Below are 19,101 nucleotides of genomic sequence, written 5' to 3' on the forward strand. Positions count from 1 at the left end.
GAACAGTGCTGGGAGTTTTCGCACCCTTTTCGAGCGTCGGTAAAACCCCGCGAGCCCCTTTGGGGCGTGGCTTGCCGTGGGCCACGAATAGCTTTACAACTGGCCGCTCTGTTGACGAGAACCTCGAGTTTTTTATGAATTCCATCGCCCAAGCCGTACCGGAAGCGGCCCTGCAGGCCATCCGCAAACTGATCAAGGAGCAGGGCTTTGGGCCAGGCGATGCACTGCCCTCCCAGCGCGACTTGGCGCTGCAGTTGGGCGTGAGCCGGGCGTCGTTGCGTGAGGCGCTGTCGTCCTTGAGCGCTTTGGGTGTGGTCAGTGTGCAGCCGGGCAAAGGCGTGTTCGTGCAGGCGGCGGATGACGCGCCGGGCTTTGCCTGGCCTTTCGCAGCCCAGGCCACGCCGCTGGATATCTTCCAGTTGCGCTATGCGCTGGAGGGATTTGCGGCGGGGTTGGCGGCGGTCACGCTGACGATCGATGAGCTGGACAGCCTGGAAGACAACGTCGAAGCGATGCGCAAGGTGCTCAAGGCCGGCGACTTCGAAGCGGCCGCACGGCTGGACTTCGAATTTCACCAGCGCATCCTGCTGGCCAGCGGCAACCAGGCGATGGTGAGCATCCTGAGTGCCAGTGCCGAGGTGTTTCTGGAAAGCCAGAAACTACCGTTCATCCGGCCGGAGCGGGCCATGGAAACCTGGCAGGAACATCGCAAGATCCTGCGCGCCCTCGCCCGGCGTGCCAGTGCGTCGGCGCAGAAAACCATGCAGGAGCATGTACGCAATGCGGCATTGCGCACGGGAATCGCCTTTGTGACTCCCGTTACGCCGTGAGTTGGGTTATACCCAAACTCATGCGCCATCATAGGAAGACTCAATCAGAGGCGGCTTCCTGAACGGGGGAAGGGCGGCTATGATGGGCAACGTTTTTTTTGCTTACAATCCGGAGACATCCATGAGCAACGATCTTATCAAGCACGTCACCGACGCGACCTTTGAGGCCGAAGTACTCAAGGCTGCTGGCCCGGTGCTGGTTGACTACTGGGCTGAATGGTGTGGCCCTTGCAAAATGATCGCTCCGGTCCTGGACGACATTGCAACCGCCTACGAAGGCAAACTGACCATTGCCAAGCTGAACATCGACGACAACCAGGAAACCCCGGCCAAGCATGGCGTGCGCGGTATTCCTACGTTGATGCTGTTCAAGAACGGCAACGTCGAAGCCACTAAGGTGGGCGCGCTGTCGAAGTCTCAGCTGCAAGCTTTCCTCGACGCGAACATCTAATCGTCGTCAAAAAGGCCCCGCAAATTGCGGGGCTTTTTCGTGAAACAGGGCTAGACGCTCCGAAACTCAGGTGGTACATTCGGCCCCGCACTGGTTTCTCCACTGCCCCCTGCAAGCCGTCGCCGACGCATTCCTTTTCGATTAGTACGCGATCCTGTCGCCTTCTCTGCGGCGCGGCCTCATTAAGCCAAAAGCTTAATTTCCCCCCTCCATAAATGATTACGTCATTCCTATATGAATCTGACTGAACTCAAGCAAAAGCCGATTACCGACCTGCTCCAACTGGCCGAAGAAATGGGCATAGAAAATATGGCCCGTTCGCGCAAGCAGGACGTGATTTTCTCCCTGCTGAAAAAGCACGCGAAAAGCGGCGAGGAAATCTCCGGTGATGGCGTGCTGGAGATTCTCCAGGACGGCTTCGGCTTCCTCCGCTCTGCAGACGCCTCCTATCTCGCCGGCCCAGACGATATCTATGTCTCGCCGAGCCAGATCCGTCGCTTCAACTTGCGCACCGGTGACACCATCGTTGGCAAGATCCGCCCACCGAAGGAAGGCGAGCGTTACTTCGCCCTGCTCAAGGTCGACACGATCAACTTCGATCGTCCCGAGAACGCGAAAAACAAGATTCTCTTCGAGAACCTGACGCCGCTGTTCCCGACCGTGCGCATGAAGATGGAAGCCGGTAACGGTTCCACCGAAGACCTGACCGGTCGCGTGATCGACCTGTGCGCCCCGATCGGCAAAGGCCAGCGTGGCCTGATCGTCGCCCCGCCGAAAGCCGGTAAGACCATCATGCTGCAGAACATTGCAGCGAACATCGCACGTAACAATCCTGAAGTTCACCTGATCGTATTGCTGATCGATGAGCGTCCGGAAGAAGTAACCGAAATGCAGCGCACTGTGCGCGGCGAAGTGGTTGCCTCGACGTTCGATGAGCCGCCGACCCGCCACGTGCAGGTTGCCGAAATGGTGATCGAGAAGGCCAAGCGCCTGGTCGAACACAAGAAGGACGTGGTGATCCTGCTCGACTCCATCACCCGTCTGGCCCGCGCCTACAACACCGTGATCCCGAGCTCCGGCAAGGTCCTCACCGGTGGTGTCGATGCCCACGCCCTGGAGAAACCGAAGCGTTTCTTCGGCGCCGCGCGGAACATCGAAGAAGGCGGCTCGCTGACCATTATCGCCACCGCACTGGTTGAAACCGGTTCGAAGATGGACGAAGTGATCTACGAAGAGTTCAAGGGTACCGGCAACATGGAACTGCCCCTGGACCGTCGCATCGCGGAAAAACGCGTGTTCCCGGCGATCAACATCAACCGCTCCGGCACCCGCCGCGAAGAGTTGCTGACCGCCGACGACGAACTGCAGCGCATGTGGATCCTGCGCAAGCTGCTGCACCCGATGGACGAAGTTGCGGCCATCGAGTTCCTGATCGACAAGTTGAAAACCACCAAGACCAACGACGAGTTCTTCCTGTCGATGAAACGTAAGTAATACGACGTTTCAGGTCCGAAAGAATGGCGCCTCCAGGGGCGCCATTTTTTTTTGCGCTTTTTTTAAGCCTGTTCCTGACCCAAATGCGCCGCGATAAGCTGCCAGCCGCCCTCAGAGCAGGTAGGATGTACGCCTATTTTACGGGTGGCATGGTTAATGAAATTCAAGGATCTTCGGGATTTCGTGCAGCAACTTGAGCAGCGCGGAGAGTTGAAACGTATCCAGATGCCGATCTCCCCGGTACTGGAAATGACTGAGATTTGCGACCGCACCTTGCGCAACAAGGGCCCGGCGCTGCTGTTCGAGAACCCGACCGGCTATGACATTCCGGTACTCGGCAACCTGTTCGGCACCCCCGAGCGCGTGGCCTTTGGCATGGGCGCCGAGGCGGTCAGCGAATTGCGCGAGATCGGCAAGCTGCTGGCGTTCCTCAAGGAGCCCGAGCCGCCCAAGGGCCTGAAGGATGCCTGGTCGAAGCTGCCGATCTTCCGCAAGATCATTGCCATGGCACCCAAGGTGGTCAAGGACGCGGTATGCCAGGAAGTGGTCATCGAAGGCGATGATGTCGATCTGGCCATGCTGCCGGTGCAGACCTGCTGGCCCGGCGATGTTGGTCCGCTGATCACCTGGGGCCTGACCGTCACCAAAGGCCCGAACAAAGACCGCCAGAACCTCGGTATCTACCGCCAGCAAGTGATCGGCCGCAACAAGGTGATCATGCGTTGGTTGAGCCACCGTGGCGGCGCCCTGGACTTCCGTGAATGGTGCGAGAAGCACCCCGGCAAGCCGTTCCCGGTGTCTGTGGCCCTGGGCGCCGACCCTGCGACCATCCTCGGCGCCGTTACCCCGGTGCCCGACAGCCTGTCCGAATACGCCTTCGCCGGCCTGTTGCGTGGCAACCGCACCGAACTGGTGAAGTGCCGTGGCAATGACCTGCAAGTGCCGGCCACCGCTGAAATCATCCTCGAAGGCGTGATTCACCCCGGCGAGATGGCCGATGAAGGCCCGTACGGCGACCACACCGGCTATTACAACGAAGTCGACAGCTTCCCGGTGTTCACCGTCGAGCGCATCACCCATCGGATCAAGCCGATCTACCACAGCACCTACACCGGCCGTCCGCCAGATGAGCCGGCGATTCTGGGTGTGGCGCTGAACGAAGTGTTCGTGCCGATCCTGCAAAAGCAATTCCCGGAAATCACCGACTTCTACCTGCCGCCGGAAGGCTGCTCGTATCGCATGGCTATCGTGACCATGAAGAAGTCGTACCCGGGCCATGCCAAGCGGGTCATGCTGGGTGTGTGGTCGTTTTTGCGACAGTTCATGTACACCAAGTTCGTTATCGTTACCGACGACGACATCAATGCCCGGGACTGGAACGACGTGATCTGGGCCATCACCACGCGTATGGACCCCAAGCGCGACACGGTGATGATCGACAACACGCCGATCGACTACCTCGACTTCGCGTCGCCGGTGTCGGGCCTGGGCTCGAAGATGGGCCTGGATGCCACCCACAAATGGCCGGGTGAAACGACCCGCGAGTGGGGCCGGGTGATCGTCAAGGATGAGGCCGTCACGGCACGTGTCGATGCGATCTGGAAAGAATTGGGAATAGATTGATGCGTGTAACCCTGCAACCTTCCGGCGCCGTGCTGGAGCTGGAACCCGGCGAGCGAATCCTCGAAGGCGCGCGCCGCCTGGGCTACGAGTGCCCCCAGGCGTGCCGCAATGGCGTGTGCCACGTGTGCGCCGCACTGCTGGTGGAAGGCCGGGTGCAGCAAGCCGGTGAAGTGCGCGATCACGGTGAGTTCTACACCTGCATCGCCGAGCCGCTGGAAGATTGCATCGTGTTGTGGGATGGCGTGCTGGCGCCGGGAGAGTTGCCGTTGCGCAAGTTGTCGTGCCAATTGAGTGAGTGCGTGGAAGTGGGCGGCGATGTGTGGCGCGTGCGCCTGCGGGCCCCGGCCGGCAAGGCGGTGCGTTACCACGCCGGGCAATACCTGATGATCGAGCGGGAGAATGGCGAGAAATCGGCGTTTTCCCTGGCCTCTGCGCCCCACGCCGGTCGCGAGTTGGAACTGCATGTACTGGCCCGCGAGGACAGCGCGCGCAACTTGCTCGAGCAATTGCAGCGCAACCAGATGGCGCGCATCGAGCTGCCATTTGGCGACACCCACCTGGCCGAGCTGCCGGACGGGCCATTGGTGCTGATCGCTGCCGGCACCGGCATGGCGCAGATGCACAGCCTGATCGAGCATTGCCGCGCTTCCGGCTTCAAGCACCCGGTGCACCTGTACTGGGGTGTGCGGCGCCCGGAAGATTTCTACGAGATCGAGCACTGGGACCAATGGCGGCAACTGCCCAACCTGTTCCTGCACAAGGTGGTCAGTGACCTGTGCGGCTGGGAAGGACGCTGCGGCCTGCTGCATGAAGCGGTGTGCGAAGACATTGCCGACCTCAAGGCGGTGCATGTCTACGCCAGCGGTTCACCGGCGATGATCTACGGCACGCTGGATGCGTTGGTCGACGCCGGCATGGACGCGCACCAGATGCGCGCCGACGTATTCGCCTACGCCCCGCGGCCCTAAAGCGATCAACGTGTGGGAGGGAGCTTGCTGCCCCTGCTCAGAATCGTACTCCGGTCGTCACCATCGCCGCATTGAACCCCAGCAGCACCAACTCCGCTGCAACCGGCCCGTAATGGGTGCCTACCGACGGAATGATCACCGGCGCCACGCCGAAACGGTTCAGGGGGATCTTGTCGCGGTATTTGCCGCGATAGCCCTGGATCGCGCCGCCTGTGACTTTCAGGTACACCGCAGAATCGTTCAGGTCATAGCGCTTGCCTGCATAGGCGTAGTACGAGCGCTGACGGAACGAGTTGCGAAATGTCGCTCCGCCATACACCAATCCTGACGCCTCATTGCGCTCCAGGCCGATCAGGTCCTGGTTGTTGTTGTGATCTTTATCCGGCGCGAAGTGCCGGGTATAGACGCTGGTCTGCGCGTACCAGAAGCCTTTTTCGTCATCGGCAGTTGGGGGCTCGCCAGCCAGTGCGGTGGTGGCCTGTGCCAGGAATAGCAGGCCCGGCAGTCGAAATTTCTTCATGGGTGCGACCTCGATAGTCGGTTTGATGGGCGGCTAGGTGGGTCGTGAATGTGCGCGCTATTTTGACGGCATGGCGTGCTCCCAGGCTGAACCGGGGCTGAAAGTAGCCGGATTGCCGTGTGCAATTCTGACGAAAGGGGTATCGGGCTTATGCATTCGCTTATGCTTTAAAGGTATTTAATTTGTTACGTAAATATCTTTAGGCTATATCTCAACGGACTACCGATTTTCTTCCAATAACCATTAACTGACCGCCACCGCCCGCCAGCCGGATCGATCTTACGCACTCAGAACACTGACGTTCTGATGTTTGATTCAAAGGGGAGCGGTATGGGGAGCTACACGCAACACGCGCTGTACACAGCGATTTTGTCGGCCAATTTGCTCGCCGCTGTGGGATTCAATCCAGTCTTTGCGGACGAAACGTCTGCCACCGATGCACCCAAACTCGACACCGTGATCGTCACCGGCACCCGCGCCCAGGAGCGTACCGCCAGTGCTTCACTGTCACCGATCGATGTGATTTCCGGCGAGAGCCTGCGCAGCACGGGCTCCGATGAGTTGGGGGCGGTGCTGGCGCGCCTGATTCCGTCGATCAACTTCCCGCGCCCAAGCCTGGTGGATGGCGCCGAGCTGGTGCGCCCTGCGCAGTTGCGCGGCCTGTCACCCGATCAGGTGCTGGTGCTGGTCAACGGCAAGCGCCGTCACACCAGTGCCTTCGTCAACCTGGGCGGCGCGGTGGGCCGTGGGTCGGCACCGGCGGACCTGAATGCGATCCCGCTGTCGGCGGTGGACCATATCGAAGTGCTGCGTGACGGTGCTTCCGCGCGCTACGGCTCGGATGCGATTGCCGGGGTGATCAACGTGATCCTCAAGCACGCCGACCATGGCGGATCGATCTCCACCAAGTTCGGCGAATACAAGAAAGGCGACGGTATCCAGCGCAACGTCAGCGGCAACACCGGCCTGGCATTGGGCGACAACGGCTTTATCAACCTGTCGGCCGAAGGAGCGGACAACGACTACACCAACCGCGCCGGGGATGACTACCGCACGGGCAGCATCGGCTCTACCACCTATGGCCAGCGCGTGTTCCGCCAGGGTGAGCCGGCCACCAATGAAGGCAAATTCCAATTCAACTCCGAATATGCCTTCAACGATGCGGCCGAGTTCTACACCTTCGGCGGCTACAGCAAGCGGCGCGGCGAGACGGCGGCGTTCTACCGGGCGAGCAATGCGTCCAACAACATCCCGGCGCTCAACCCCAACGGTTACCTGCCGCTGATCAAGGGCAACCTTGAAGATACGTCGTTGGTGGTGGGCCTGCGTGGTTTGCTCGCGTACGACTGGCATTACGACCTGTCGGCCAACTACGGCAAGAACCAGTACGCACTCAGCACCGAAACCATCAACACCTCCCTGGGCCTGGCCACGCCGCGCAAGTTCGACAACGGCACCCTGAGCAACGACCAGAAGCAAGTCAGCCTGGACCTGTCCCGCGAGTTCGATGTGGGTTGGCTGCCTTACCCGGTGTCCGTGGCGTTTGGCGGTGAATACCTGCACCAGGGGTATGAAATCGAGGCGGGCGAGCCGGCCTCCTACTTTCAGACCGGCAGTTCCGGACTGGGTGGTTTCCGTGATGCGGATGCTGGCACCAGCACACGGCACAACTGGGCCCAGTACCTGGACCTGGAAACCAACTTCACCGAAAAACTCAGTGCCTCGGCCGCCGTGCGCCATGAGGACTACAGCGATTTCGGCTCCAATGTCAGCGGCTCGCTGTCGGCCCGTTATGACTTCACCCCGCAGGTGGCCTTGCGCGGCAGCGTTTCCAACGGTTTCCGCGCACCGTCCCTGGCCCAGCAGAACTTCGCCTACACCTCATCGCAACTGATCGGCAGCACCATCCAGGAAGCTGGCACCTTCCCGGCCAACAGCCAGGTCGCGCGTTTGCTCGGTGCCGAAGACCTCAAGGCCGAAAAATCGCGCAATTACAGCCTTGGCCTGGTGCTGGAGCCGGCCGATGACCTGACAGTGACGGTGGACGTGTACCGCATCGACATCCGGGACCGTATCAGCCTGTCGTCCAACCTCGGCATAAACGCGGCGACGCGCGCCTATTTGCAGGCCAACGGGGTTGGCAATATCGACTACACCACCGCCCGCTACTTCACCAATGCCACCGATACCAGCACCGACGGCGTCGACCTGGTCGCCAACTATCGCTATCAGTTCGATAACGGCATCCGCTGGAACAGCACCGTGGGCTACAACTACAACCACACCAAGGTGACGGACGTGAAGGCCAACCCGGCCATCCTCGACAGCCTGGGCGCGAACCTGGTGCGCGTGGACCGCCGCGAGCGCATCGGTTTGCTGGGCGATACCACGCCGGAGCACAAGCTGAGCCTGGGTAACGACTTCACCTACGGCCATTGGGCGCTGCACAGCAACCTGGTGCGCTATGGTGAATTCACCAGTTACCAGGCGGACAAGGTCAATGACCAGACCTTCAAGGCCGCCTGGGTGCTGGACCTGTCGGCGGATTACAAGCTGAAGAACTGGACCTTCACCCTGGGCGGCGACAACGTCACCGATAAATACCCGGAGAAGGTCAACGCCTTCGCCAGCAGTGGTGGCAATTTGGCCTATAGCACTTTTTCGCCGTACGGTTACAGCGGCGCGTTTTATTACGGTAAAGTTGCTTACAACTGGTAACACACAGGAGGCGCACCGCTTTTCGCCATGACCGCCATTGAAACCGATCTTTTGCAATTGGCTTACCCTCCGCGGCTCGATCTTGGGCCGCAACTCACTCACGAACAGTTAATGAGCTCGATGCAGGCCACCATGGGCCGGCACAAGGGTGGGCCGGTCTGGCTATTTGCATATGGTTCGCTGATCTGGCGGCCGGAATGCTCGTCGACCGAACGGATGCGGGCACGGGTGCACGGTTATCACCGGGGCCTGTACCTGTGGTCCCACGAGCATCGGGGTACGCCGGAATTGCCGGGGCTGGTCTTTGGCCTGGATCGCGGAGGTTCGTGCAGCGGGTTCGCCTACCGCTTGCCGGAAGATCAACTGGAGGCCTCGCTTTACGCCTTGTGGCAGCGCGAGATGCCTTACCCGTCCTACCGGCCGCACTGGCTCAGTTGCCGTCTTGAAGATGGCAGTCAGGTACAGGCGTTGGGGTTTGTGTTGGAGCGGCACTTGCCCAGCTACGCCGGCAACTTGCCCGATATCGTGCTGAACCATGTGCTGCAAAGCGCTTGCGGGCGTTACGGCACTACTCGCGATTACGTCGAGCAGACCGTCAACGCCCTGCGTAGCCACGCCATGCCAGACAAGAATCTGGAGGCGCGGCTCAAGCGTTGTGCCAAGGATTGCTCAGGCGATTAACGCGCCGAGCTGACACTGTTGGTGTGCCACAGCGTTGGGATCAGGAACGCGATGGCCAGCAGGCACGCGCCGATCAGCAGCACGAAACCACCGTCCCAGCCGAAATGGTCCACGGTGTAGCCCATGGCCGCACTGGCTGCCACCGAACCGCCCAAATAGCCGAACAGGCCGGTGAAGCCCGCAGCCGTACCGGCGGCTTTCTTCGGTGCCAGTTCCAGCGCCTGCAGGCCGATCAGCATCACCGGGCCGTAGATCAAAAAGCCGATCGAGACTAGCGCGATCATGTCGACCACCGGGTTGCCCGGCGGGTTGAGCCAGTACACCAGGGTCGCCACGGTCACCAGCGCCATGAACACGATGCCGGTCAGGCCACGGTTGCCACGGAAGATCTTGTCTGACATCCAGCCGCACAGCAGCGTGCCCGGAATGCCTGCCCACTCGTAGAAGAAGTACGCCCAGGACGATTTATCGACCGTGAAGTGCTTGGCTTCCTTGAGGTAGGTCGGCGCCCAGTCCAGTACGCCGTAGCGCAGCAGGTAGACGAACACGTTGGCAAAGGCGATGTACCAGAGCATTTTGTTGCGCAGCACGTACTTGACGAAGATTTCCTTGGCGCTGAATTCGTCTTCGTGGCTGGCGTCGTAGCCTTCCGGGTAGTCGTTCTTGTATTTCTCAATCGGTGGCAGGCCGACCGATTGCGGGGTGTCGCGCATGGTAATGAAGGCAAATGCCGCCACGGCCAAGGCCACGGTGGCCGGTACGTAGAACGCCGCATGCCAGTCGTTGAACCAAGCCATACCCAGCAGGAACAGCGGGCCGATCAGGCCGCCGCCGACGTTGTGCGCCACGTTCCACACTGACACCACGCCGCCGCGTTCTTTCTGCGACCACCAGTGCACCATGGTCCGGCCACTTGGCGGCCAGCCCATGCCCTGGGCCCAGCCGTTGATGAACAGCAAAATGAACATCATGGTCACACTGGACGTTGCCCAAGGTGCGAAACCGAAAATGAACATCACCCCCGCTGAAACCAGCAGGCCGAAGGGCAGGAAGTAGCGCGGGTTGGAACGGTCGGACACCAGGCCCATGAGGAACTTGGACAGGCCGTAGGCGATCGCGATCGCCGACATCGCCAGGCCCAGCTCACCGCGGGTGTAACCCTCGTCGATCAGGTAGGGCATGGCCAGGGAGAAGTTTTTGCGCAGCAGGTAGTACCCGGCATAACCGAAGAAAATACCGGCGAAGATCTGCCAGCGCAGCCGTCGATAGGTACTGTCGATTTTTTCTTCAGGCAGGGGCGCCTGGTGTGCGGCAGGACGAAAGAAAGCAAACATTCAAGAGCTCCAGATTTCTTGTTTTGACTGCGGATGCGAATGTTACAGTTTCGTTACCGAAAATAGCATTGCCTCTTATGCGCAAACACAGGAAATGAGAGCAATTGCATGTTCTCTTATGAACATGTCGTAAATGGATAAGTGTGGGTCGTTATCGATTTTAAGACCGCAGGAGATCAAAGGTGGGAGGGGACAAGCCCCCTCCCACATTTGATTGCATTTCAGGTCGGTTAGCGGGTCTGGACGACGACCTTGCCTACCGCCCGGCGCTGGCCGAGGTCGTTGATCGCCTGGGCGGCCTGTTCGAGCGGATACACCTGCGACACCAATGGTTTGAGCTTGCCCTCACCGTACCAAGTGAACAGCTGCTGGAAGTTCGCTGCATTATCCTGCGGCTGGCGCTGGGCGAACGAGCCCCAGAACACCCCGACCACTGCCGCACCCTTGAGCAGCGCCAGGTTCACCGGCAGTTCCGGGATGCGCCCGCTGGCGAAGCCCACCACCAGCAGGCGGCCGTTCCAGGCGATGGCGCGGATGGCCTGGTCAAACAGATCGCCGCCCACCGGATCGTAGATCACATCGGCACCGTTGCCGTCGGTCAGGCGCTTGATCTCGTCCTTGAGGTTGGCTTCGCTGTAGTTGATCAACTCATCGGCGCCGGCGGCCTTGGCCACGGCGAGTTTGTCGGCGCTGCTCGCGGCGGCGATCACACGCGCGCCCATGGCCTTGCCGATTTCCACCGCAGCCAGGCCCACGCCACCGGACGCGCCGAGCACCAGCAGGGTTTCGCCGGGTTGCAGGTTGGCCCGTTGTTTCAGCGCGTGCATGGAGGTGCCGTAGGTCATGCTGAAGGCGGCGGCGGTGTTGAAGTCCATGCTTGGCGGGATCGGCAGCACGTTGTAGCCCGGCACCGCGACCTGCTCGGCAAAGCTGCCCCAGCCGGTGAGCGCCATGACCCGGTCGCCGACTTTCAAGTGGCTGACCTTTTCCCCGACTTCGCTGACCACGCCCGATGCCTCGCCACCCGGCGAGAACGGGAAGGGCGGCTTGAACTGGTATTTGCCCTCGATGATCAGGGTGTCGGGGAAGTTGACCCCGGCGGCGTGCACGTCCAGCAGGATTTCGTTCTTCTTGATCGCCGGGCTGGCGATTTCTTCCAGCACCAGGGTTTCGGCGGGGCCGAAGGCTTTGCACAGCACAGCTTTCATCGGGCTATTCCTTTTGGTGTCGTGGCCGATAAGTGTAGGAGGGTAGGCCTGTGGGTCAACGAGCATGCTCGGCCCTGATAAGTCGCCATAAGCTTGTGCTCTGCCTTGCTAGCGTTATGCTACCCGGCAACCGAATGTGAGGAATGAACTGTGAAAGCGTGGATCCTGTTGATGCTGGCCCTGACCTTGCCGATGGCAGCCCAGGCCGAAGAAGCCAAAGAAGGTGCGGCGCCGAAGGTCAGCTATATCAGCCTGAGCCCGCCGTTCGTGGGTAACTACGGCCTGGATGGCACGGCCAAGCTCAAAGTGTTCAAGGCCGATATCGCCCTGCGCGTGACCGGCGAAGAAGCAGCTAAAGCGGTCAAGGCCAACGACGCATTGATCCGTAACCAGTTGGTCGCGCTATTCACCCAGCAGACCAACGAGACCATGAGCACTGTCGACGGCAAGGAAAAGCTGCGTCAGGAAGCCCTGAAGCAAACCCAGCAAGTGATGAACGACGAGACTGGCAAGCCCATGGTGGAAGACCTGCTGTTCAATAACCTGATCATCCAGTAACGGTGGCGAGCGGCGTGTTGTGGCGAGCGGACTTGCCCCGCGTTGGGCTGCGCAGCAGCCCCCCCGCCACAACCAGCGGGCTCATCACGCTCAAGACGCCAAGCTCTTCCTGAACCGCGCCAACGCCACCGCAAAAAACAACAGCCCAATCCCCGCCAGCGCCAGCACGTCCGGCCACACCACGCTCAGCCCCGCATCACGAAACAGAATCGCCGCGCTCAAGCTCACAAAGTGCGTCGACGGCGAGCCCTGCATCACCCACTGCAACCACTCGGGCATGCTGTCCAGCGGCGTGCTGCCGCCTGACAGCAGCAGCATCGGGATAATCACCGGGATCGCCAGCAAGCCGAACTGCGGCGTCGAGCGGGCGAGGGTGGCGAGGAAGATCCCCAGTGCCGTACTGGCAAACAGGTACAGCGCGGTCACAAACAGGAACAGGCTCAGCGACCCGGCCAGCGGCACGCCGAGTAGCCCTTTGACCACCACCTCCAGCGATAGCCAGGTGCACAGCACCACCACCAGCATGTTGCTCCAGATTTTCGCCAGCATGATTTCCAGCGCCGTCAGCGGCAGCACCAGCAGATGGTCGAGGGTGCCGTGTTCGCGCTCGCGCAACAGCGCGGTGCCGGTGAGGATGATGGCCAGGATGGTGATGTTGTTGACGATCTGGATTACGGCCAGGAACCAGCCGCCCTCCAGGTTGGTGTTGAACAGTGCTCGGGTCGTGAGCCGTGCGGGCGCCTGGGTGGCGGCATCGGTTTGCCCGCTGTAGTTGAGCAACTCGCGCTGGAAGATCCGTCCGATGTAGCCCGCGCCCATGAACGCCTGGCTCATCGCCGTGGCATCGACGTTCACCTGCACGCCAGGCTGGCGACCGGCCAACAGGTCGGCCTGGAAGTTGGCTGGCACGTTGATCACGAAGGTGTACTGGCCGCTGTCCATCACCTTGTCCAACTGGTCATAGGCCAACGGCGCCGGTGGTTGAAACTCGGGCGGTTGCAGCGCCTCGGCCATCTGCCGTGAGAGCGCGCTGTGGTCTTCATCGACAAACGCCACGCTGGCGTTGTGCACACCGATCACCGAACCGGCGGCGGGCATGTAGATGGCGACGGTGAAGGCGTAGAACAGAAACAGCAGCAATACGCTGTCGTGACGCAGGCTGGTGAGTTCCTTGATGCCCAGCCGGAAGATGTGTGCGAGCTTGTGCATCACGCCTCCTGCTTCTTGAGCATGACCAGGCTCAACCCGGTGAACCCGATAAAGAAGCCGAACAGCGCCAGGCATTGTGGCCACAACTGGCGCAGGTCCAGGGCCTTGGTGAAGGTGCCCACGGCGATATCCAAAAAGTGCCCGGCCGGAAACAGTGCGCCCATCAAGGCGGCCGCGCCTTCCAGGGACGAGCGCGGCACGATCAGTCCGGACAACTGAATGGTTGGCAGGCTGGTGATGATCATGGTGCCGAGGATCGCCGCGATCTGGGTGCGGGTGAACGCGGAAATCAGCAGGCCCATGCTGGTCGTGGCCAGCACATACAGCAGCCCGCCAAACGCCAACGTCAGGCCGCTGCCCTTGAACGGCACACCGAACAGCCAGCGGTTCATCGCCACCAGAACCGCCAGGTTGACCAGGCTTACGGCCAGGTAGGGAGCCTGCTTGCCCAACAGGAACTCCAGGCGCGTCAGCGGTGTGGCGTAGAAGTTGGTGATCGAGCCCAATTCTTTCTCGCGCACGATGCCCAGGGCGGTGAGCATCGCCGGGATAAACGCGAGGATCAGTGCCATCACGCCCGGGCCGATGGCGTTCACGCTGACCACGTCTTGGTTGTAGCGGAAACGGGTTTCCAGTTTGGCGGCCGCCTGGGGGCTGCGGGGCAGGCTGCTCAGATCGGCCAGTTGTTGCAGGTTGCCTTGGTGCACCGCCTCCACATAGTTGCGGCTGGTTTCCGCACGAAACGGCATGCCGCCATCGAGCCACGCGGCCACGGTGGGTTGGCGACCGGCATAGAGATCGCGACCAAAGCCGGGTGGGATCTCCAGGGCCAGCTTGATTTCCGAGCGTTGCAGGCGCCGGTGCAATTCATTGGCATCCTGGATCGGCGCCTGTTCGGCGAAGTAGCGCGAGCTGCGGAAGGCTTCCAGATAGGCGCGGCTTTGTGGCGTCTGGTCCTGGTCGTAGACGGCGAAGGCGAGGTTTTCCACATCCAGGGAAATGCCGTAGCCGAAGATCACCATCATGAACATCGCGCCGAGCAGGGCGAAGGCCATGCGCACTTTGTCGCGCAGCAACTCCTTGCCTTCGCGGCTGGCCACGGCCAGCAGGCGAGACAGGCTGAAACCACGCTTGCTGGTGGGCGGTGCCTGGGTTTCGCTGACGGTTTTGGCGGACGTGGCGGGTTCGGCATCGCCTTGGGCGTGCTCCAGGCAGGTGACGAACGCGGCTTCCAGGGTGTCGCCGCTGAACTGCCGTTGCAGTGCGTCCGGCGTGTCGCAGGCGAGTACCTTGCCGGCATGCATCAGGGAGATGCGGTCGCAGCGCTGGGCTTCATTCATGAAGTGGGTAGACAGGAAGATCGTCACCCCTTGTTCGCGGGACAACTCGATCAACAGCCGCCAGAAATCATCCCGCGCCGCTGGGTCGACGCCCGAGGTGGGCTCATCGAGGATCAACACTTCCGGGCGATGCAGCACCGCCACGGCCAATGACAAGCGTTGGCGCAGGCCGAGGGGCAGCTCCCCGGACGGCTGCTCGGCCACTTCACCGAGGTCGAAACGCTGGATCAGCTCATCGATGCGCGGGCCGCTGTCGGCCTTGGGCAAATCGAACAGTTGTGCATGCAGCACCAGGTTCTGGCGCACGCTCAGTTCGCCATACAGCGAGAAGCTTTGCGACATGAAGCCCACGCGCTTGCGGGTGGCCAGGTCCTTGGCGTTCACCGGGTTGCCCAGCAACGTGGCGCTGCCTTCGGTGGCCGGCATCAGCCCGGTGAGGACTTTCATGGTGGTGGTCTTGCCGCAGCCGTTGGAGCCGAGGAAGCCGAAGATTTCGCCACGGCCGATGGCAAAGCTGACCTTGTTCACTGCCGTGAAGTCCCCGAAGCGCAGGGTCAGGTCGTGGGCTTCGATGGCGATATCGGTGTTGGCGTTTTCCCTGGGCGGGATCACCAGCGGTTGGTTGTCATGGGCGCTGTCGCCCTGGAAGTGGGTGAAGGCCTCATCCAGTTTGCCGCTGGGGGTCGCTGCCGCCAGTTCGCTGCTGAGCCCGTCGGCGATCAGCTTGCCACGGTCGAGCATCAGGCAATGTTCGAATTGCTCGGCCTCCTCCATATAGGCCGTGGCCACCAGCAGCGTCAGTTGCGGGCGCTCGCTGCGCACGGTCTCGACCAGTTCCCAGAAGCGGCGCCGCGACAGCGGGTCGACGCCGGTGGTGGGTTCGTCGAGGATCAACAAGTCCGGGTCGTGGATCAGCGCGCAGCACAGGCCGAGCTTCTGCTTCATGCCGCCGGAGAGCTTGCCGGCCGGGCGCTCGGCAAAGCGTGCAAGGTCGGTGGCCAACAGCAGGTTGTGCATGCGCTGGTCGCAGTCGGCTTTGGACAGGCCGAACAGCGTGGCAAAGAAGCGGATGTTTTCGCTGATGGACAGTTCGGGGTAGAGGTTGCCGCCCAGGCCCTGGGGCATGAAGGCGATGCGTGGGTACAGGCTGTTGCGGTGACGACGGTCGGCGATGGAGCCGCCGAGCACCTCCAGTTGGCCGTCCTGGAGCTTTTTAACCCCGGCGATCAATCCCAACAGGCTCGACTTGCCGGCCCCATCCGGGCCGATCAGACCGCAGCGCGTGCCGGTGGGCAGGCTGAAGGCAATGTCGATCAAGGCCTGCTGCTTGCCGTAACGGTGGTTGATGCCGGTGGCGTGCAGCGCCAGGCCGGTCATTGCAGGTTGGCCGGCCAGTCGATGTCAGCCATGCGCACGTAGCCGGCGCCGGGCATCCCCGGTTTGGCCTGGGGCACGGCGCTGGGTTGGGTCAGGCGCAGCTTGACGCGAAACACCAGTTTTTGGCGTTCGTCGCGGGTTTCGACTTCCTTGGGGGTAAACTGCGATTTGGCCGCGACAAAGCTGATCTTGGCCGGCAACGGTTGCTGGGGCAGGGCATCGAGCAGGATGCGTGCGTCGCTGCCAACCGTCAGGCGCCCGGTGACGGAGGCGGGCAGGTAGAGGTTCATGTACTGATCCTCGGGATCGATCAGCAACAGCACGCGTCCGCCGGCACCGAGGACCTCGCCGGGCTCGGCCAGGCGCAGCTGGATAATGCCGTCGATGGGCGCGCGCAGGCTGCTGTCGTCGATTTCGCTGGTCAACTGGGCGACCTGGGCCTGGGCGGCACCAATGGCGGCCTTTACCGAATTGACCTGGGCTTGCGCGGCGATCACGGCGGCGTTGCCGGTGTTCTGGCGGGCCTGCTGTTGGTCGATCAACTGGCTGCTGGCAAAGCCGCGCTTGTACAGCTCCTGGGTGCGCTTGAGCTCCTGGTTGGCCAGCAGTTGCTCGCTTTGGCGCAGTTGCACGTTGGCCTCGGCGGCAGCGAAGTTTTCCCTGGCGCGCAGCACTTCGGCTTCGGCCTGGGCGCGTTGGGCTTCCAGGGTGCGGGTGTCCATGCGCGCCAGCAGTTGGCCCTTGAGCACCTTGTCGCCTTCATCCACCCGCACCTCGGCCAGGCGTCCTGGGGTCTTGGCAGCGATCTGCACTTCGGTGGACTCCAGGCGGCCGTTGCCCATGCCCAAGCCTTCTGGCAGGCGGTCCTGGGTGGACTTCCAGTAACCGAAGCCGCCGGCGGCGAGCAGCAAGGCAATCAACAAAACGGCAAACAGGTGGGAGGAGCGGGGCGTGATCGACATGGGGGCATCCTGCAGCGTTAGCTTCCTAGTTTGACCGAGGCAGCCCGAGGGGGCGTTGATGCCGGTCAAATGAAGCGCAAGCCTAACCCTGTTCAGGTGCAGATGCATGCGCCGGGAGCGTGACCGCAGGGTTCTCGTCAGTGCAGTGCCAGCACCGCCGCCCATTGTTCTGCGGTGACCGGCATCACGGACAAGCGACTGCCTTTTTGTACCAGGGGCAATTCGGCGAGGGCGGTTTGCTGTTTCAGGTAGCCCAGGCCCAGCACCTTGGGAAAGGTCTGGACGTGCGCGACATTGATCGCGCTCCACGGGTTTTTCTCCGGGGTGGCCTTGGCGTCGAAGTAGTGGCTGTCCGGCTCCAGCGCGGTAGGGTCGGGGTAGGCGGCCTCGATGATTTTGCCGATGCCGGCAATCCCTGGCTCGGGGCAACTGGAGTGGTAGAAGAAAAATTGGTCACCCACCGCCATCGCCCGCAGGAAGTTGCGCGCCTGGTAGTTGCGCACCCCGTCCCAGCGCGCTTCGCCAAGCTTTTCCAGGCCGTTGATGGAGAGTTCGTCGGGCTCGGATTTCATCAGCCAGTAGGCCATTTTTGCGCTCCTGAAAAAGGCATTGGGCAAGTTGTCAGGCAATTTGATGACAAACCGACAGTCGGTTGGCGCCAAGGTTTGCGTGTTGGTTCACGTTACCGCAAAATGCCGGCCTTTAAGCTTGACGCAGCTGCAACGGACTACTTTGGAACGTTGTTGTCATCGTGTACGAGGTGCCTGAAGGGGGGCAATCGATGCAACGTAAACCGGATTTACTATGGATATTGGTGATTTTGTTTGGTCTGGGCGTCGTGACCACCGGGTATGCGCAAAGCTTGTGGTCGAACAAGACCGATGCGCCTGTTGAACTGGCTCAGCAGCAGCCGCAACCGTTCAAACGCTAACCCTCTTCAAGGCGCCGCTGCTTCCAGCGGCGTTTCTGCGACATACCACTGCTTATCGGTGACGGTGCCAGCCAATGGCACATCCCAACTGGCCTGCGCCAATCGCTCCACCTTCTGACATTCATGGGCCAGGCCCAGCAGTCTAGGCTTGCGCCAGTCTTGGCGGCGCGCCAGGTAGGCGAGGCTGCGGTCATAGAAACCGCCGCCCATGCCCAGGCGGCCACCGGCATCATCGAAGCCTACCAACGGCAGCAACACCAGATCGAGCGTCCACACCTTGCGCTGGCGTTTGGCATTGACCCGCGGCTCCAGAATGCGAAAGCGGTTGGGCAGCAGCTTTTCCCCAGGCCTCACGCGCTGGAACACCATCTTGGTTCGTGGCCAGGCGCTGAGCACCGGCAGGTAGGTGGCCTTGCCCCGTCGCTGGGCGGCGCGCAGCAGCAGACGCGGATCGATTTCACCGTCCGTCGGTAGATATAAAGAAACATGCTTGGCCCGGCGAAACAGCGGGTGCTGTGCCAGTTGCCGATACAGGCCATGGGCGGCCTGGCGCTGCTCGCTCGGCGTGAGGGCGCGGCGGGCTTTGCGCAACATGCGTCGAAGGTGCGGACGGGAAAGCGGCGCAGGTTCGGTCATGGTTTTCGGCTCATAAAACAATGCCAGTCCGGGGACTGGCATTGAGTTTGGGAATTCAGGCTCCCCGACAGAGCCGCTGTCGACTTAGCCCTTGAACCCGAAAGTTCAAGGTGGAAGATGCAGTAGGCTTTAAGGCTTTCCGTCTAGCGGACATGCACACCAGCCCAACGTGCAACTTCCAGGGTAGTGCGAATCGGCTCAGGGACATCGCCGACTGGCAAACACGCCAGGGAGTGGGGCGAGTATACCTTAAACAGTCGC

The 19,101-nt window shown here is 61.5% G+C and carries 17 protein-coding genes and 1 other RNA gene; 9 read left to right on the top strand and 9 right to left on the bottom strand.

Annotation, left to right across the window (positions count from 1 at the left end; translation table 11 throughout):
• The first annotated feature begins 134 nt into the window (after positions 1–134).
• From J1G35_RS05985 to J1G35_RS06005, 5 genes are all read left to right on the top strand, one after another.
• The gene (locus J1G35_RS05985) at positions 135–830 is read left to right on the top strand and encodes an FCD domain-containing protein (protein WP_223014058.1); all 696 of its coding nucleotides are present in this window, start codon (positions 135–137) and stop codon (positions 828–830) included.
• Between the two features lie 121 nt (positions 831–951).
• A complete protein-coding gene (gene trxA / locus J1G35_RS05990; RefSeq protein ID WP_053127790.1) occupies positions 952–1,281 on the top strand; it encodes a thioredoxin TrxA in 330 nt (109 codons plus the stop codon).
• Positions 1,282–1,515: 234 nt separating this feature from the next.
• Positions 1,516–2,775: a transcription termination factor Rho gene (gene rho, locus J1G35_RS05995; RefSeq protein WP_003176825.1), complete on the top strand. Its 1,260-nt coding sequence runs from the start codon at positions 1,516–1,518 to the stop codon at positions 2,773–2,775.
• Between the two features lie 156 nt (positions 2,776–2,931).
• Positions 2,932–4,398: a 4-hydroxy-3-polyprenylbenzoate decarboxylase gene (ubiD, locus tag J1G35_RS06000; RefSeq protein ID WP_053127792.1), complete on the top strand. Its 1,467-nt coding sequence runs from the start codon at positions 2,932–2,934 to the stop codon at positions 4,396–4,398.
• The gene (locus tag J1G35_RS06005; RefSeq protein WP_223014060.1) at positions 4,398–5,366 is read left to right on the top strand and encodes a CDP-6-deoxy-delta-3,4-glucoseen reductase; all 969 of its coding nucleotides are present in this window, start codon (positions 4,398–4,400) and stop codon (positions 5,364–5,366) included. Before ubiD ends, J1G35_RS06005 begins: the two co-directional genes overlap by 1 nt.
• A 37-nt stretch (positions 5,367–5,403) precedes the next feature.
• Here the strand turns inward: J1G35_RS06005 and J1G35_RS06010 are convergent, their stop codons facing one another.
• Positions 5,404–5,886 (bottom strand): sn-glycerol-3-phosphate transporter, encoded by a 483-nt coding sequence (locus J1G35_RS06010; protein WP_223014063.1) that lies wholly within the window; start codon positions 5,884–5,886, stop codon positions 5,404–5,406.
• Positions 5,887–6,216: 330 nt separating this feature from the next.
• Here J1G35_RS06010 and J1G35_RS06015 point away from each other — a divergent pair, with 330 nt between their 5' ends.
• Both J1G35_RS06015 and J1G35_RS06020 read left to right on the top strand, forming a co-directional pair.
• The gene (locus tag J1G35_RS06015; protein ID WP_223014065.1) at positions 6,217–8,604 is read left to right on the top strand and encodes a TonB-dependent receptor; all 2,388 of its coding nucleotides are present in this window, start codon (positions 6,217–6,219) and stop codon (positions 8,602–8,604) included.
• A gap of 27 nt (positions 8,605–8,631) precedes the next feature.
• Positions 8,632–9,285: a gamma-glutamylcyclotransferase gene (locus J1G35_RS06020; RefSeq protein WP_053127800.1), complete on the top strand. Its 654-nt coding sequence runs from the start codon at positions 8,632–8,634 to the stop codon at positions 9,283–9,285.
• On the opposite strand, the gene glpT is transcribed toward J1G35_RS06020, so the two are convergent.
• Positions 9,282–10,619, bottom strand: a complete 1,338-nt coding sequence (gene glpT, locus J1G35_RS06025) for a glycerol-3-phosphate transporter (protein WP_223014067.1) — start codon at positions 10,617–10,619, stop codon at positions 9,282–9,284. The two genes, J1G35_RS06020 and glpT, sit on opposite strands and share 4 nt — an antisense overlap.
• Before the next feature lie 230 nt (positions 10,620–10,849).
• Positions 10,850–11,827, bottom strand: coding sequence for an NADPH:quinone oxidoreductase family protein (locus J1G35_RS06030; RefSeq protein WP_053127804.1), 978 nt, complete (start codon positions 11,825–11,827; stop codon positions 10,850–10,852).
• A gap of 150 nt (positions 11,828–11,977) precedes the next feature.
• Here J1G35_RS06030 and J1G35_RS06035 point away from each other — a divergent pair, with 150 nt between their 5' ends.
• Positions 11,978–12,385 carry a flagellar basal body-associated protein FliL gene (locus tag J1G35_RS06035; RefSeq protein ID WP_053127806.1) on the top strand — a complete coding sequence of 136 codons (408 nt, stop codon included), beginning with the start codon at positions 11,978–11,980 and terminating at the stop codon, positions 12,383–12,385.
• 90 nt (positions 12,386–12,475) lie between these two features.
• Here the strand turns inward: J1G35_RS06035 and J1G35_RS06040 are convergent, their stop codons facing one another.
• The 4 genes from J1G35_RS06040 to J1G35_RS06055 all read right to left on the bottom strand — a co-directional run bounded on the left by J1G35_RS06040 (position 12,476) and on the right by J1G35_RS06055 (position 17,860).
• On the bottom strand, positions 12,476–13,594 hold the full coding sequence (locus J1G35_RS06040) for an ABC transporter permease (RefSeq protein ID WP_223014069.1): 1,119 nt from the start codon (positions 13,592–13,594) through the stop codon (positions 12,476–12,478).
• Positions 13,594–16,311 (bottom strand): ribosome-associated ATPase/putative transporter RbbA, encoded by a 2,718-nt coding sequence (gene rbbA, locus J1G35_RS06045; RefSeq protein WP_223014071.1) that lies wholly within the window; start codon positions 16,309–16,311, stop codon positions 13,594–13,596. The genes J1G35_RS06040 and rbbA overlap by 1 nt, the downstream gene beginning before the upstream one ends.
• A complete protein-coding gene (locus J1G35_RS06050; RefSeq protein WP_053127813.1) occupies positions 16,308–17,273 on the bottom strand; it encodes a biotin/lipoyl-binding protein in 966 nt (321 codons plus the stop codon). The genes rbbA and J1G35_RS06050 overlap by 4 nt, the downstream gene beginning before the upstream one ends.
• A 137-nt stretch (positions 17,274–17,410) precedes the next feature.
• Complete coding sequence (locus J1G35_RS06055; RefSeq protein WP_223014073.1) at positions 17,411–17,860, bottom strand: EVE domain-containing protein; 450 nt, start codon at positions 17,858–17,860, stop codon at positions 17,411–17,413.
• Positions 17,861–18,054: 194 nt separating this feature from the next.
• Here J1G35_RS06055 and J1G35_RS06060 point away from each other — a divergent pair, with 194 nt between their 5' ends.
• Entirely contained in the window at positions 18,055–18,204 is a 150-nt protein-coding gene (locus J1G35_RS06060; RefSeq protein WP_010207387.1) for a hypothetical protein, read from the top strand.
• Between the two features lie 6 nt (positions 18,205–18,210).
• On the opposite strand, the gene J1G35_RS06065 is transcribed toward J1G35_RS06060, so the two are convergent.
• Positions 18,211–18,840 (bottom strand): 5-formyltetrahydrofolate cyclo-ligase, encoded by a 630-nt coding sequence (locus J1G35_RS06065; protein ID WP_065926647.1) that lies wholly within the window; start codon positions 18,838–18,840, stop codon positions 18,211–18,213.
• Between the two features lie 57 nt (positions 18,841–18,897).
• A non-coding RNA gene (gene ssrS / locus J1G35_RS06070) (6S RNA) lies at positions 18,898–19,076 on the bottom strand.
• Between the last annotated feature and the right edge of the window lie 25 nt (positions 19,077–19,101).

The organism is Pseudomonas sp. SH10-3B (assembly GCF_019891415.1).
Taxonomy (GTDB): Bacteria; Pseudomonadota; Gammaproteobacteria; order Pseudomonadales; family Pseudomonadaceae; genus Aquipseudomonas.

Bases quoted from the DNA above. Each gene is read 5' to 3' on its own strand.
- J1G35_RS05985 (WP_223014058.1), top strand. From the start codon at position 135: ATGAATTCCATCGCCCAAGCCGTACCGGAAGCGGCCCTGCAGGCCATC.
- trxA (WP_053127790.1), top strand. From the start codon at position 952: ATGAGCAACGATCTTATCAAGCACGTCACCGACGCGACCTTTGAGGCC.
- rho (WP_003176825.1), top strand. From the start codon at position 1,516: ATGAATCTGACTGAACTCAAGCAAAAGCCGATTACCGACCTGCTCCAA.
- ubiD (WP_053127792.1), top strand. From the start codon at position 2,932: ATGAAATTCAAGGATCTTCGGGATTTCGTGCAGCAACTTGAGCAGCGC.
- J1G35_RS06005 (WP_223014060.1), top strand. From the start codon at position 4,398: ATGCGTGTAACCCTGCAACCTTCCGGCGCCGTGCTGGAGCTGGAACCC.
- J1G35_RS06010 (WP_223014063.1), bottom strand. From the start codon at position 5,886: ATGAAGAAATTTCGACTGCCGGGCCTGCTATTCCTGGCACAGGCCACC.
- J1G35_RS06015 (WP_223014065.1), top strand. From the start codon at position 6,217: ATGGGGAGCTACACGCAACACGCGCTGTACACAGCGATTTTGTCGGCC.
- J1G35_RS06020 (WP_053127800.1), top strand. From the start codon at position 8,632: ATGACCGCCATTGAAACCGATCTTTTGCAATTGGCTTACCCTCCGCGG.
- glpT (WP_223014067.1), bottom strand. From the start codon at position 10,619: ATGTTTGCTTTCTTTCGTCCTGCCGCACACCAGGCGCCCCTGCCTGAA.
- J1G35_RS06030 (WP_053127804.1), bottom strand. From the start codon at position 11,827: ATGAAAGCTGTGCTGTGCAAAGCCTTCGGCCCCGCCGAAACCCTGGTG.
- J1G35_RS06040 (WP_223014069.1), bottom strand. From the start codon at position 13,594: ATGCACAAGCTCGCACACATCTTCCGGCTGGGCATCAAGGAACTCACC.
- rbbA (WP_223014071.1), bottom strand. From the start codon at position 16,311: ATGACCGGCCTGGCGCTGCACGCCACCGGCATCAACCACCGTTACGGC.
- J1G35_RS06050 (WP_053127813.1), bottom strand. From the start codon at position 17,273: ATGTCGATCACGCCCCGCTCCTCCCACCTGTTTGCCGTTTTGTTGATT.
- J1G35_RS06055 (WP_223014073.1), bottom strand. From the start codon at position 17,860: ATGGCCTACTGGCTGATGAAATCCGAGCCCGACGAACTCTCCATCAAC.
- J1G35_RS06060 (WP_010207387.1), top strand. From the start codon at position 18,055: ATGCAACGTAAACCGGATTTACTATGGATATTGGTGATTTTGTTTGGT.
- J1G35_RS06065 (WP_065926647.1), bottom strand. From the start codon at position 18,840: ATGACCGAACCTGCGCCGCTTTCCCGTCCGCACCTTCGACGCATGTTG.